Annotated in this window: 15 protein-coding genes and 1 pseudogene; 8 read left to right on the forward strand and 8 right to left on the reverse strand. The window is 70.1% G+C overall.

Annotated elements, in window-relative coordinates; genetic code table 11:
- From glpX to ACFFCN_RS07515, 4 genes and pseudogenes are all read left to right on the forward strand, one after another.
- Positions 1–806 (forward strand): class II fructose-bisphosphatase (gene glpX, locus ACFFCN_RS07500; RefSeq protein WP_375490523.1); only part of this gene is annotated, 806 nt, incomplete at its 5' end.
- Between the two features lie 17 nt (positions 807–823).
- Positions 824–1201: pseudogene (locus ACFFCN_RS07505) on the forward strand (YbjQ family protein); the annotation flags it as partial.
- 365 nt (positions 1202–1566) lie between these two features.
- Positions 1567–2958: a class II fumarate hydratase gene (locus ACFFCN_RS07510; RefSeq protein ID WP_375490524.1), complete on the forward strand. Its 1392-nt coding sequence runs from the start codon at positions 1567–1569 to the stop codon at positions 2956–2958.
- Positions 2959–3648: an HAD family hydrolase gene (locus ACFFCN_RS07515; protein ID WP_375490525.1), complete on the forward strand. Its 690-nt coding sequence runs from the start codon at positions 2959–2961 to the stop codon at positions 3646–3648.
- Positions 3649–3652: 4 nt separating this feature from the next.
- Here ACFFCN_RS07515 and ACFFCN_RS07520 read toward each other — a convergent pair whose 3' ends face one another.
- The 3 genes from ACFFCN_RS07520 to dinB all read right to left on the reverse strand — a co-directional run bounded on the left by ACFFCN_RS07520 (position 3653) and on the right by dinB (position 6326).
- Positions 3653–4240, reverse strand: a complete 588-nt coding sequence (locus ACFFCN_RS07520; RefSeq protein WP_375490526.1) for a biotin transporter BioY — start codon at positions 4238–4240, stop codon at positions 3653–3655.
- A gap of 144 nt (positions 4241–4384) precedes the next feature.
- Positions 4385–5110: an AAA family ATPase gene (locus tag ACFFCN_RS07525; protein ID WP_375490527.1), complete on the reverse strand. Its 726-nt coding sequence runs from the start codon at positions 5108–5110 to the stop codon at positions 4385–4387.
- Between the two features lie 31 nt (positions 5111–5141).
- Entirely contained in the window at positions 5142–6326 is a 1185-nt protein-coding gene (dinB, locus tag ACFFCN_RS07530; protein ID WP_375490528.1) for a DNA polymerase IV, read from the reverse strand.
- Between the two features lie 276 nt (positions 6327–6602).
- Here dinB and ACFFCN_RS07535 point away from each other — a divergent pair, with 276 nt between their 5' ends.
- A complete protein-coding gene (locus ACFFCN_RS07535) occupies positions 6603–7013 on the forward strand; it encodes an ester cyclase (RefSeq protein ID WP_375490529.1) in 411 nt (136 codons plus the stop codon).
- A gap of 112 nt (positions 7014–7125) precedes the next feature.
- Complete coding sequence (locus ACFFCN_RS07540) at positions 7126–7866, forward strand: dienelactone hydrolase family protein (protein ID WP_375490530.1); 741 nt, start codon at positions 7126–7128, stop codon at positions 7864–7866.
- A gap of 61 nt (positions 7867–7927) precedes the next feature.
- On the opposite strand, the gene ACFFCN_RS07545 is transcribed toward ACFFCN_RS07540, so the two are convergent.
- On the reverse strand, positions 7928–8443 hold the full coding sequence (locus tag ACFFCN_RS07545) for an NUDIX hydrolase (protein WP_375490531.1): 516 nt from the start codon (positions 8441–8443) through the stop codon (positions 7928–7930).
- Positions 8444–8454: 11 nt separating this feature from the next.
- Positions 8455–8859, reverse strand: coding sequence for a nuclear transport factor 2 family protein (locus ACFFCN_RS07550; RefSeq protein ID WP_375490532.1), 405 nt, complete (start codon positions 8857–8859; stop codon positions 8455–8457).
- Between the two features lie 69 nt (positions 8860–8928).
- On the opposite strand from ACFFCN_RS07550, the gene ACFFCN_RS07555 reads away from it, so the two are divergent.
- Complete coding sequence (locus tag ACFFCN_RS07555) at positions 8929–9426, forward strand: 2'-5' RNA ligase family protein (protein ID WP_375490533.1); 498 nt, start codon at positions 8929–8931, stop codon at positions 9424–9426.
- Between the two features lie 66 nt (positions 9427–9492).
- Here ACFFCN_RS07555 and ACFFCN_RS07560 read toward each other — a convergent pair whose 3' ends face one another.
- The 3 genes from ACFFCN_RS07560 to ACFFCN_RS07570 all read right to left on the reverse strand — a co-directional run bounded on the left by ACFFCN_RS07560 (position 9493) and on the right by ACFFCN_RS07570 (position 12474).
- Positions 9493–10869, reverse strand: coding sequence for a PhoH family protein (locus ACFFCN_RS07560; protein ID WP_375490534.1), 1377 nt, complete (start codon positions 10867–10869; stop codon positions 9493–9495).
- 317 nt (positions 10870–11186) lie between these two features.
- Entirely contained in the window at positions 11187–11543 is a 357-nt protein-coding gene (locus ACFFCN_RS07565; protein ID WP_375490535.1) for a VOC family protein, read from the reverse strand.
- Positions 11544–11637: 94 nt separating this feature from the next.
- Complete coding sequence (locus tag ACFFCN_RS07570; protein ID WP_375490536.1) at positions 11638–12474, reverse strand: TetR/AcrR family transcriptional regulator; 837 nt, start codon at positions 12472–12474, stop codon at positions 11638–11640.
- A gap of 314 nt (positions 12475–12788) precedes the next feature.
- On the opposite strand from ACFFCN_RS07570, the gene ACFFCN_RS07575 reads away from it, so the two are divergent.
- A complete protein-coding gene (locus ACFFCN_RS07575; RefSeq protein WP_375490537.1) occupies positions 12789–13859 on the forward strand; it encodes a YihY/virulence factor BrkB family protein in 1071 nt (356 codons plus the stop codon).

The raw sequence follows: 13859 nt of genomic DNA on the forward strand, positions 1-13859 counted from the left end.
AGAAGGACGAGGCGCCGATGCTCTACAACGGCGAGGAGGTCGGCGACGGCACCGGCCCGCTGTGCGACGTCGCCGTCGACCCGGTGGACGGCACCACGCTGATGACCAAGGGCATGCCCAACTCGATCGCGGTGATCGCGGTGGCCGAGCGCGGCGCCATGTTCGATCCGTCCGCCGTGTTCTACATGGACAAGATCGCCGCCGGTGCCGACTGCGCCGACGCCATCGACATCACCGCGCCGGTGCGCGAGAACATCGCCCGCGTGGCGAAGGCGAAGCACGGCCACAACACCGACGTCACGGTCTGCGTGCTGGACCGTCCCCGGCACGAGCATCTCGTGGAAGAGATCCGCGCCGCTGGCGCACGCATCCGATTCATCAGCGACGGCGATGTCGCGGGCGCAATCTCCGCGGCCCGGCCGGGCACCGGCGTCGACCTGCTGCTCGGTGTTGGCGGCACGCCCGAGGGGATCATCGCCGCGGCCGCGATGCGCTGCATGGGCGGCGTCATCCAGGCCAGGCTGTGGCCGAAGGACGACGAAGAGAAGCAGAAGGCGATCGACGCCGGACACGACCTCGACCGCGTCCTGTTGACCGACGACCTCGTCAGCGGCGACGACATCTTCTTCTGCGCCACCGGCGTGACCGACGGGGACCTGGTGCGCGGGGTGCGCTACTTCGCCGACTCCGTGCAGACGGAGTCGATCGTCATGCGCTCGAAGTCCGGCACCATCCGGATCGTCGATTCCTTGCATCAACTGGGCAAGTTGCGCGCATACTCAGCGGTCGACTTCGACCGCAACTAGGGAAGGACGCGCTCGCCATGATGGTGGTCACGACGAACGAGATCGAGGGCTGGGAGATCCAGCGGGTCTGCGGCGAGGTGTTCGGGCTGACCGTTCGCTCGCGTAACGCGTTCTCGCAGATGGGTGCCGGGTTCAAGTCGCTGTTCGGCGGCGAGCTGCAGGGCATGACCAAGAACCTCGCGGAGAGCCGCAACGAGGTGATGGGCCGCATGCTCGAGCACGCGCGCGCCAAGGGCGGCAACGCCGTCATCGGGATGCGGTTCGACACCTCGGAGATGGGCGACGTATGGACCGAGCTGTGCGCGTACGGCACGGCCGTCGTCGCCGTCCCGGTGAGCGAGGGCGCCAAGCAGACGGCGCAGGTGCTCGGCTACGGTCAGCCCGGCGGCGCGCCGCCCACGCCGGATCCGGTGCAGCAGCAGGGTTGGGACCAGCAGGCCTACCAGCAGCAGCCGCAGCAGCAGGGTTGGGACCAGCAGGGCTATCAGCAGCCGCAGCAGGGTTACGGCGAACAGCCGCAGCAGGGCTGGGGTCAGCAGCAGTAACCGTCCACGGCCCGGCCGGGCGGCGGGGTCGCCACGGTCCTGTGCATCAGCCCGGTTTGCACCCGTGACCGTCGCTATCGGGTCTGTTCTGTCCCGCGATAGCCACTCGTGCGGGTGCAAACCGTGGTCCGTGTGATGTGCGCGGCGCGGCGGGTCGGCGCGCGGCGGCGGTAACTAGGGTGGGAAGGCATCCCACGACCGTCCTAGGAGCGCTTGTGTCCGAGCCGCAGTACCGCGTCGAGAAGGATTCGATGGGCGAGGTGCACGTGCCCGCCGCGGCCAAGTGGCGCGCACAGACGCAGCGCGCGGTGGAGAACTTCCCGATCTCCGGCCGGCCCATCGAGCGCGAGCTGATCGGCGCACTGGCCGCGATCAAGGGCGCGTCGGCGGCGATCCGCGGCGAGCGCGGCACGCTGGACGCGGCCAAGGCCGACGCCATCCGGGAGAGCGCCGTCGAGGTCGCGCGCGGCGACTGGGACGCGGAATTCCCGATCGACGTCTACCAGACCGGTTCGGGGACGTCGTCGAACATGAACACCAACGAGGTGCTCGCGACGCTGGCCGCGGAGCGGCTCGGCACGCCGGTGCACCCGAACGACGACGTCAACGATCCGTTCTCGTCCAACGACCAGTTCCCGGCCGCGATGCACATCGCCGCCGCGCGGGCGATCACCACCGACCTCATCCCCGGGCTCACGCGATTGGCGGAGGCACTCGAGGGCAAGGCGGCGGAGTTCGCCGAAGTCGTGAAGTCCGGTCGCACGCACCTGATGGACGCCACGCCGGTGACGCTCGGGCAGGAGTTCGCCGGGTACGCCGCGCAGGTGCGCTACGGCGTCGACCGCCTGCACGGCGTGCTGCCGCGCGTCGGCGAGCTGCCCCTCGGCGGCACCGCGGTGGGCACCGGCATCAACGCGCCGGCCGACTTGGCCGCGGCGGTGATCGCCCGGGTCGCCGACGACCTCGGCCTCGAGCTGTCCGAGGCGCGCGACCACTTCGAGGCGCAGGGTTCGCGCGACGCGCTCGTCGAAGCATCCGGCGTACTGCGCACCATCGCCGTCGGGCTGAACAAGATCAGCAACGACATCCGGTGGATGGGCTCCGGGCCGCGCACAGGCCTGACCGAGATCTTCCTGCCGGATCTGCAGCCCGGCTCGTCGATCATGCCCGGCAAGGTCAATCCGGTGCTGTGCGAGGCGGTCTGCCAGGTCGTGGCGCAGGTGGTCGGCAACGACGCCGCCGTCGCGTTCGGTGGCGCCGCAGGAAACTTCGAGCTCAACGTGATGCTGCCGGTGATCGCCCGCAACCTGCTCGAGTCGGTGCGGCTGCTCGCCAACGTCTCCCGGGTGTTCGCCGACCGCTGCATCAGCGGCATCACGGCCAACGTCGAACGCTGCCGCGAATTCGCCGAGTCGTCACCGTCGATCGTCACGCCGCTGAACCACTACGTCGGCTACGACGAAGCCGCCAAGATCGCCAAGCAGGCACTGGCCCAGCGCAAGACCATTCGCGAGGTCGTCGTCGAACGCGGGCACGTGCCGGACGCGATCAGCGAGGAGAAGCTGGACGAGGTGCTCGACGTGCTCTCCATGACCCACCCCAGCTGAGTGGCCGCCCCGCTGCGCGCGGTCGTTTTCGACTTCTACGGCACGCTGACCGCGGGCCGGTCCGGCGACGCGCAGCGACGTGCCCGGGTCGAGCAGGCCGGCGCGCTCGGCGTCGACGTCGACGCGTTCGACGCAGAACTCACCGCCACGGTGCACGAACGCTTCGCCGGCGCGGGCGGCGATGTCGCCGGCTCACTGCGCTGGATCGCTGCGCGCATCGGCGCACGTCCCACGGATGCGCAGGTGGCCGAGGCCGCACGCGTCCGGCTCGCTGCCGAACGCGTCTTCGGCGAGCCGCGACCGGAGGCCGTCGGCGTACTCCGGGCGGTGCACGAGCGGGGCCTGCGGGTCGGCCTGATCAGCGACTGCAGCGCGGAACTGCCTGCTTACTTCGCTGACCTGCCGATCGCGCCGTATGTCGACGCGCCGGTGTTCTCCTTCGTCACCGGTGAGCGCAAGCCCGACCCGGCCAACTACCTCGCGTGCTGCGCGCAGCTTGGCGTCGAGCCGGCCGAGTGCCTCTACGTCGGGGACGGCGGCAGCAACGAACTCGCCGGCGCACGCGCCGTCGGCATGCGCCCGGTGCATCTTGCGGTGACGGCAGAGGCCGGCGGTGTGGTCTACGGCCGGCACCTCGACTGGGACGGCGAGACGATTACGTCGCTGGAGCAGGTGCTCGACCTGCTCTGACCGGTCAGCCCTTGGTGCGGCGGACCAGCTGCCACGCGCTGGGGAACGCCAGCGCGGCAATGGCGATCTTGATCGCGTCGGTGACCAGGAACGGCCGCACCCCGAGTCGGAACGCCTCGCCCGCGCCGAGATGCAGATCGACGGCAAGCCACACGGTGCCGACCACGTAGATGACGACGGTTCCCGCCAGCATCACCAGGACGGTCGAGACGACGTGCCGGTCGGCGCCGCGCTTCGCGAGCGCGCCGACGATGCCGGCGGCGGCGATGAAGCCGAAGATGTAACCGAACGACGGGTTTCCCGCCCAGCCGCTCGCGTGATCGGCGAACCACGGCACACCGGCGACACCGGCGGCCAGGTAGACGATCAGCGACAGCAACCCGCGGATCGAGCCGAGCGCGCCGCCGACGACGAGCACCGCGAGCGTCTCCAGCGTGAACGGCACCGGCGAGAGCGGCGTGACGAACGAGAACTGCGCCGCGATGCCGACGAGTCCTGCACCGCCGAGGACGAGTGCGGCGTCGCGCACCCGCGCGCCGGGCAGCAGGTCGGCAAGCACGATGCGGCGGGACAGGACGACGGCGTTCGACATACACACTCCTGCGACAGCGGGCGGGTCGGCAGGAAGTGCCGACCGCTTCGGGCTGTGCGAAACCCTATCGGCAGCCGGGCCGGACGGGCAGCGACGGGTGGCCGACGACACGAGCCCGGATGGCTGCCGTACCGGTGCGGACGGTCAGGGTCGCTGCCGGCTGACGAACGCGCGGGTGTCCAGCGTGCCGCCCCAGTCCGGCGACAGCGCCGCGCGGGCCCGACGGCGGAAGTTCACGCCTTCGGCGAGGCCGGCCGGCAGGACCCCGGCGAGTTGGCTGCGCCGGGCGAGGCGCTGCACGTCGAACAACGCGAACCGTGCGGCCGGACCGGGATCGGCGGCCCAGTTGCCGATGGCCACCGCAGCCCGACCGAATCCCTCCGCCTCGATCGCCGAGGTCAGCAGTGACGCGTGGTCGACCATGTCGACGTGTACGCCGACGACTGCGAGGAAGTCCGCGTCCACGGCCGCCGCGAGGTCGACGAGCGTCCAGTCGTCGTGGCCGTCGTACTTCGCCGACAGGCCACCCGTGCCGTCGACGAGCACGGTGTCGTGCAGTGCGTCCAGGTCGATGACCTGCCGTACGGCATCGGCCAGTGCCAGCGCGGGCCGGCCGCTGAGCATCGCGGCAAGATTCGGCGGCAGGGCTTCGGGGTAGCGCGCGAACTCGTGCACGTTGTCCGAGCGCGCCAGCCGGGCGAACTGCGCGGCGTCCCCGGGCTGCGCGGCGTCCCCGGGCTGCGCGGCGTCGAGCCCCGTCTGCGCCAGCTTGACGTACGCGACGGTGCCCTTCGCGCAGGCCGCGATCGCCGCGCAGGTGACCGTCTTGCCAACACCGGTACCGGTGCCGGTGACGATCACAACGCCCATGGCGCTGACCGTACGGCCAACCGCTGACGGTTCAGTCAGGCAGCAGCGGCACCTCCATCCCGCGCTCGCGGCCGAGCAGCACGGCGCGTTGCACGGCGTCGCGCCCGAAGCGGTCCCGGATGCCGTCCAGCGCGGGGTCGAGCGCACCCACGTCGCGCGCCGCGAACGGCAGCTCCAGCTGCAGCGCATCGGCGTCGTCGAGATTGGCCAGCGAGACGCCGATCAAGGTCAGCCCGTCCCGGCGCACCAACGCGGCCACGGACTCGAGCAGCGCCCGGGCGGTGGCCAGCAGCGGCGCCGTCTCCCAGGTCGCGCGCAGCAGGGTGTGCGACCGGGTCGCGCGGGTGAAGTCGCCGAAGCGCAGCCGCAGCACCACCGTGCGGCACACCCGTTGCGCCGCACGCAGCCGACCTGCGACGCGATCGATCAGGCCCACCAACGCGGCGTCGATCTCCGGCGGCGGACGGTAGCGCGTACCGAGCGCGCGTTGCGCACCGATGGATCGACGCCGGCGCCCGACCACCACCGGGCGCGGGTCGCGATTGTGCGCCAGCGCGTGGAGGTGCCGCCCGGAAGCGACGCCGAGCATGGCGACAAGCTCGCGGCGCTGCAGCACGGCGACCTCGCCCACGGTGAAGATGCCGCGGTCGTTGAGCTTGGCCGCCGTCTTGGCGCCGACACCCCACAGCTTGCGCACCGGCAGCGGGTGCAGGAAGTCGAGCTCGCCGTCGGCCGGGACGTAGCGCAGGCCGTCCGGCTTGGCGACGCCGCTCGCCACCTTGGCGAGGAACTTGGTGCGCGCCGCGCCGACCGTGATTGCCAGCCCGACGTCCGCGCGCACGCGCTCGCGCAGCCGCACCGCGATCTCGACCGGCGTGCCCGACACGTGCAGCAACCCGCCGACGTCGAGGAACGCCTCGTCGATCGAGATGCCCTCGATCAGCGGCGAGGTGTCGTCGAAGATCGCGAACACGGCCTTGCTCGCCTCGGTGTACGCCGCGAAGCGTGGCGGCACCACGATGGCCTGCGGGCACAGCTCGCGCGCCTGCCGACCGCCCATCGCCGAGCGCACGCCGTAGGCCTTGGCCTCGTAGCTCGCGGCGAGCACGACTCCCCCGCCGACGAGTACCGGCTTGCCGCGCAGCCGCGGGTTGTCGCGCTGCTCGACCGACGCGTAGAACGAGTCCAGGTCGGCGTGCAGGATCACGCTCCCCATGTTCGGACACACGTTCGAATTAGTCAATCTCCAAACCCCAGACCCGCAAGACGCCCGGGGCGCGATCGAGGGTCTGAGCCACGCCGCCGACGGGTAAGGCACCAGTGGTGCCTCGCGCCCGAGGACCGAGGCCGAGCACGATTCGGCCGAGGGAGACAGGTTCGACTTCTGCATCTTTGTCGTCGAAGGTCACGCCATCGGCACCGACCGCCTGCACGGCTGGACGATGGTCCTGCTCCGGCCGTGGCGCACGGCCCGACACGAACGAGGAGAAACATGTTCGACAAGAAGACCAACATTGCCGCCCAAGAGGCCTTCGGCGAGGCCGTGAACACCGGCAACTTCGACGCCTTCGACGATCTCGTCGCCGTCGACAGCATCGACCACGACCCAGCACCGGGACAGGTCCCCGGGCCCGCGGGCTTCAAAGGATTCTTCATCAAGATGCGCACTGCATTCCCGGACCTGCACGTCGAGGTCGAGACGCTGGTCGCGGACGACGAGCGGGTCGCCTTCGCCTACACGTTGACCGGGACACACAATGGTCCGTTCCAGGGCAATGACCCGACCGGCAAGTCCATCAAGGTCCGCGGCGTGCAGATCAGCAAATTCGCCGACGGCAAGATGACCGAACGCTGGGGCAGCACCGACGAAGCAGGCATCATGACCCAGCTCGGGCTCACCTGACCGCGCGGCGACTCGACGAACGCCCGCCTCGGGCACCAGGACAGCCCGAATCTTGATGAAGCTGGTCGGGCTGCAGGAACGTGTGAGGGAAGCGTGACGCTAGGAGTTTCCGATGACCCAGCATGATGTCGAGGTTCCGACGGCCGACGGGGTGGCCGCGGCGTCGTTGCACGTGCCCGACGGGGACGGCCCGTGGCCGGGCGTCGTCATGTACCCGGACGCCGCGGGATTGCGCGCCGCGCATCGTGACATGGCCGAGCATCTGGCCGGTCTCGGCTACGTCACCCTGGTGCCCGATGTGTATTACCGGCACGCTCCGTGGGCGCCGTTCGACGCGACCACCGTCTTCGCTGACCCGGATGAACGGGCCCGGCTGTTCGCGCTGATGGGCACGGTCACGCCGGAGATGATGGCCGCTGACGCGCACGCGTTCATCGACTTCCTGCGCGCTCGGCCGGAGACGACCGGCGGTCCGGTCGGGACGACCGGCTACTGCATGGGCGGCCGGACGTCCATGATCGTCGCAGGTCGGCTGGGCGACGCGGTCGGCGCGGCGGCGTCGTTCCACGGGGGCGGCCTCGCGGTAGCGGACAGCGCCGACAGCCCGCACCTGCGAGCAGGTGACATCACCGCCACCGTCTATGTGGCCGGGGCGATCGAGGATCAGTCGTTCACCGACGACCAGCGCGAACTGCTCGAAACCGCCCTCACCGAGGCCGGGGTGTCGCACCTGATCGAGACCTATCCGGCCCACCACGGCTTCACGGTTCCCGACAACGACACCTTCGACGAGACCGCCGCGGCCCGGCACTGGGACGCGCTCGCCAACCTGTACGGACGCACGCTCGCCTGAACCTGGACCTGAACTCGCCGCACCGTCGAATAACCGCGGTGCCTCTGACGCCAGAGTCCGATCAGGAGAACAGCTCGAACGGCTCGTCCACCTCACGGCCGGCGAGCAGATCGTCGACGTACGCCGGCAGCCGACCGGGATAGAACCGTTCGCTGCTGACACGCAGCTCAGGCAGTGGCCACCACCGGAAATCCGGGTAGTCCTCGGCTTCGTAGTGCAGCCGGCCGCGCACGTCCAGCCCGGGCGCACGATCGTCGATGCGCACCAGCGCGACGACCTCGTGCTGCACGTGCCGGCGGCCGCGGTAGCGGAACGACGCCGTCCGCCGCCACGTCGCCGGCCCGACCCGCGTGGCGGGCACCGCGATGCCGGTCTCCTCGGCGAGTTCGCGCACCGCTGCCTCGGCGTAGCTCTCGCCGTCGTCGAGGCCGCCACCTGGGAGTTCCCACCAGGTGCCGAGCTCCGGATCGGTCAGGTCACGCGCGTACAGCAGCAGCACCGCGTCGCCCGCGTCCTGAACCACGACGCGCACCACGTCGCGCTCGACGACAGGCAGGTCGTCGGGCAACGGTGGCACCGCAGGTGACATCAGCCGGGGACGGGCGCCGGGACGTCGGCCGGGTCGGCGTAGGCCCGCGTGTGCACGACCTGGCCGTCGCGCACGGTGAAGACCTCGGCGACGGTCGCCTGGCGCGCGGTGCCGTCGGCGAGCGTGCCCTGGACGTGATGCTCGACCACGATGCGGTCACCGAGGCGGCGCCCGAGCGGCATCGAGCGCAACTGGTACCAGGCGTCCCGCGACGAACGCAGGTGTGCGGCCACGGCCGCGCGGCCACGGTGCGTGCCGCCGTCCGCAAGCGCGTCGGACGCGACCCACTCGATGTCCGGGTGCAGCGCGGACACCGCTTTGACGATGTCGCCGCGCGCGTAGGCCGCGTAGCCGGCTAGCACCAGCTCGAGATCGGCGTCCGCGGTGCCGGTCGGATTGCTCACCCGTCCAGTGTGTCAGCGGCCCCCCGGCCGGTGCGCAGTGCTCGGCGGCGTCGGTCGGAGAATGCGGGTATGACAGCGGCCCCGCTCGTCGTGACGCTGGTGCTCGACGACGCGACGCAACAACGCTTCGACGCCGAACGCGCCCGGTTGTTCCCGGCCGGCCGCACTGCGGTGGGCGCGCACGTCACGTTGTTCCACGCCGTGCCCGGGGAGCTCGAGGAGCAGGTCCGTGCCGACCTCGCCGAGCATGCCGTCGATGCCTTCGACGTCGGCGTCGACGCCGTCATGTCGCTCGGCCGCGGAGCTGCCTACCGCCTCGCTGCGCCCGAGCTGGACAGGGTGCACCGCGCCCTGCAGCAGCTGTGGTGGGCGCATCTCACCCGACAGGACCGACAGCCGCTGCGTGCGCACGTCACCGTTCAGAACAAGGTGTCGGCGGAACAGGCCCGCGAGACGGTCGCGGCACTGCGTGCGTCGTTCGTGCCGTTCACCGCCATTGCCCATGGACTCGCGCTTTGGCGTTACGACGGCGGCCCGTGGACCGCGCTGGCCCGCTTTCCGTGCTGACCTACCCAGCTGTGGTCGTGATCTCGACGAGGATCACGACCACAGCTGGGTACGAGTGCGGGTCACCTAGAGCGGCAGGTCTTCGAGCAACTCCGTGACGAGCGCGGCAATGGGCGAGCGTTCCGAGCGGCTGAGCGTGACGTGCGCGAACAGCGGGTGGCCGCGCAGTGCCTCGATCACCGCCGCGATGCCGTCGTGCCGCCCGACGCGCAGGTTGTCGCGCTGCGCGACGTCATGCGTCAGCACCACACGCGACCCCGCACCGATGCGCGAGAGCACGGTCAGCAACACGTTGCGCTCGAGCGACTGCGCCTCGTCCACGATCACGAAGGAGTCGTGCAGCGACCTGCCCCGGATATGCGTCAGCGGCAGGACCTCGAGCATGCCGCGGTCCATGACCTCGTCCATGACATTCGCCGACACCAGCGCACCGAGCGTGTCGAACACGGCCTGTGCCCAGGGCGCCATCTTTTCGTTCTCACTGCCCGGCAGGTAACCGAGATCCTGGCCGCCGACGGCGTACAGCGGCCGGAAGACGACCACCCGCTTGTGCGCGCGGCGTTCGAGCACCGCGTCGAGGCCGGCGCACAGCGCAAGCGCCGACTTGCCCGTGCCGGCCCGGCCACCAAGGGACACGATGCCGATGTCCGGGTCCTGCAGCAGGTCCAGCGCGACCCGCTGCTCGGCCGAGCGCCCGCGCAGCCCGAACACCTCGCGGTCGCCGCGCACCAGGCGCACCGACTTGTCCGGCGTCACCCGCGCGAGCGCGGAGCCCTTGGCCGAGTGCAGCACCAGCCCGGTGTGGCACGGCGATTCGGCGACGGCCGCGAAGTCGGGCTGATCGGCGAGCTCCAACGGCTCGCCGTCGAAGAGCGCGTCGACGGTGTCCGCGCCGACCTCGAGTTCGCTCATCCCGGTCCAGCCGGCAGCGTTCCCGGTGTCGGCCACCTTGTGCAGCCGGTACTCATCGGCGTCCAGGCCGACGGACGCGGCCTTGACCCGCAGCGGCATGTCCTTGGTGACCAGCGTGACATCGCGGCCCTCGTCGGCGAGGTTCAGCGCGACGGCGAGGATGCGCGAGTCGTTGCTCTCGATGCGGAAACCGGCCGGCAGGCGGGACATGTCCGAATGGTTGAGCTCGACGTGCAGCGTGCCGTTCGCGCCGTCGGCGGCGTTCGTGCCGATCGGCACCGGCGAATCCAGCCGGCCGTGCTCGATACGCAACTCGTCCAACAACCGCAACGTCTGCCGCGCGAACCAGCCGAGCTCGGGGTGATGCCGTTTCGCCTCGAGCTCGGAGATCACCACGAGCGGCAGGACGACCTCGTGTTCGGCGAACCGCGCCAGTGCCCAGGGATCGGACAGCAGCACGGAGGTGTCGAGCACGAACGTGCGGACCTTCGCCGGTTCGGAAGCACGGACGGATGCGGTCGATGCGGTCAACGGTCGCTCCTGACAGGGAGTCGGCGCAGCGGCGCACGTATGCCCGCTGCGCGGCTGGGTGTCGGTCCGGCCCCGTCCGAGTACACCGGCGGGACCGACCGGCCCCATTCGCAGGTGCTCACCACCGTGTCGGGACCTCCCGAGCGGACCGGGTTGGCCGATCCACCACCGCGGACGCTACGGCGAGCGCACCGAACGTCCGGGAGGCGCGCGGGGCCGACACGTTTCGCCGTTGTGAACAACGAGGGACGTCGACCGCACCCGTGGTCAGCGGCTCCGGCTACCCCAGGCGTTGCGCAGCCACACCGCGGCGCAACTCAGTTCGGAGGGGCGTAGAACTGCAGGTCGTTGCCCTCGGAGTCCTTGAACGGCGCGATGCGGCCCCACGGGTGATCGCTGATGTCGCCGGTGAACTCGACGCCGGCATCGCGCAGCCGCGAAACCTCGTCGTCGATGCTGTCGTCGGGCTGGAAGGTGATCACGGCACCACCGCCCGAACCTCCGCTCGCTTTCTCCCGCGCGTTCAGGCCGATGGTCAGGCCGTTCGCATCGATCTCGGACCAGTCGTCGTTGTCCTGCGACTTCACCTGCAAGCCCAGCGTGTCTCGGTAGAACGCGATCGCGCGCTCCATGTCGGTGACGGGGACCCACACTGTTGCCACACCAGAGGCCATGACGTACTTCCAATCGGGGAGGGCTCGAGATTGCTTTGCCGCTGATGCGGTACCCCGATGTCGCGCCGGATTCGCCGTTTGCGGTCAGCCCGGGTCAGTCCGCCACGACGGCCGCGACCCGATCGAGCAGGATCTGCAGCCCCGCCGCGAACTCCCGCTCGTAGTGATCCTCGGTCAGGCCGTCCCGGAGCCGGTGGATCATCGGGAAGTCGGCCGAGTCCACGTCGCCCACCGGGTCGACCTGCTGCGCGCTCGTATCGGCGGCGTCGACGGCTTCGCTCTGCTCACGGGTCCGCGTGGGACTGATGGCGCCGGGCACCGGGTCGGTGGCTTCCGCGGGCGTGGCGTCGTCCGGACTCGTCCCGCTCTGGAACGAGCCGTCGCCGGGCTTCGGATCCTGCAACGCCATCGCGCTCGTCTCGAGCAGCAGGTAGCCGAGCAGGAAGCTGTTGAAGGTGCGGTAGGTGAACAACACCTGCTCCTCGTCGAAGCCGACGCTGTCCAGGCCCACGAGCATCTTCTCGATCCACCGCAGCGAGCGCAGCGGCGGATTGATCCACGGTGCCGATGGCGGGCGAGTGGAGACCAGCGGGAAGGCGTGCGGGTGCGCGCGGGCATAACGTCGCACCCCCCAGGCGAGGGCCTCCAGATACTTGCGCCAATCACCGTCCTGCGGTGCTTCGAGCACCCGGTCGTCGTCCTCGAGCTCGTTGACGATGCGCTCGACCACGGCGTCGAAGAGCTCTTCCCGGTTGTCGATGTGCCGGTACAGCGCCATCGCCCGCACGCCGAGGCGTTCGCCGACGGTGCGCATCGTCGCCGCCGCTATCCCCTGCTCGTCGATCAAGGCGAGCGTCTCGGTCACGATGCGCTCGGCCGACAGTCCCCGTGGTCCGGCCTCACCGCGGGCGGTGTCCGGCGTGTCGACCATGGACACACTGTGGCACTGCGCCGAAGCGCAGTGCCACTCCGACGCAGATGTCGTGACCTGCGCAGCTCGGTCACAGACGGGTTCCGTAGGACGGTTTGCGCCGAACCGTCCCGGGTATACGTTGTAAACGCACCGGAGCTTACGGTGTACACCGGCTCTGAGCTTCCGGAACCGGCGATCGACCACTGGCGTACAGGACGTGGGTCGCCGCCCGCGCGCCGGAGCAGGGACCGGACACCCGACCACATCCCAACAGCGAAGCGCCGCCGGACGGTGCGGCACTCCTTCGCGCAGCGACCCCGGAGGCGACGGACATGGCCAGTGACTCGAACGAGAACCACGCCAACGGGCGCGTCGACGACGGGCGGCACCAGGATGCGCCCGGCGCTCCGGACAGACCGAAGCAGATGCCGAAGGCCGGCTGGGTCACGATCTTGAAGCGCTCGCTGAAGCAGTTCAAGCACGACGACGTCACCGACCGCGCTGCGGCGCTCACCTACTACGGCGTGCTCGCGATCTTCCCCGCCCTCCTCGCGTTGATCTCGATCCTCGGCCTGCTCGGCACGTCGACGATCAACTCGATCCTGGCGAATGTGAAGGACGTGGCGCCGGGGGCGGTGAACAGCTTCCTGAACAGCGTCATCGGCCAGGTGCAGGGCAAGGCCGGCGCCGCCGGGATCGCCGGCATCGTCGGCATCCTGCTGGCGCTGTGGTCTGCCTCCGGGTACGTCTCGGGTTTCATGAACGCCTCGAACGCGATCTACGACGTCGACGAGGGCCGACCGATCTGGAAGACCGCGCCGACGCGATTCCTGGTGACGCTCGCGCTGATGATCATGCTGGCCGTCAGCGCGGTGCTGGTGGTCGTCTCCGGCCCGATCGCGTCGCAGTTCGGCAAGGCGTTCGGCATCGGGCACGCCGCCGTGCTCGCCTGGGACATCGCCAAGTGGCCGTTCCTGCTGATCGTCGTCAGCATGATGTTCTCGCTGCTCTACAAGGCGTCCCCGAACGTCAAGCAGCCCGGCTTCCGCTGGATAAGCCTCGGCGGCATCATCGCGGTGGTCGTGTGGCTGATCGCCTCGGGCCTGTTCGCGCTCTACGTGTCGTTCGCCGGCTCGTACAACAAGACGTACGGCTCGTTCGCGACGGTGATCATCTTCCTGGTGTGGTTGTGGATCACCAACATCGCGATTCTGCTGGGTGCCGAGTTCAACGCCGAGACGCAGCGCGAACGTGCGTTGCGCGCGGGACTGCCCGAGGACGTCGACCAGTTCAACGAGCTGCGCGACACCCGCAAGCTCGACGAGCCGCAGAAGCGCGAAGCCGAGGAGGCCGCGCAGATCCGCGAGCGCACGATGCGCAAGCGGCCGCCGCGCGACAGGTGA

Origin of the sequence: uncultured Jatrophihabitans sp., assembly GCF_964246335.1 — a bacterium.
Lineage (GTDB): Bacteria > Actinomycetota > Actinomycetes > Mycobacteriales > Jatrophihabitantaceae > Jatrophihabitans.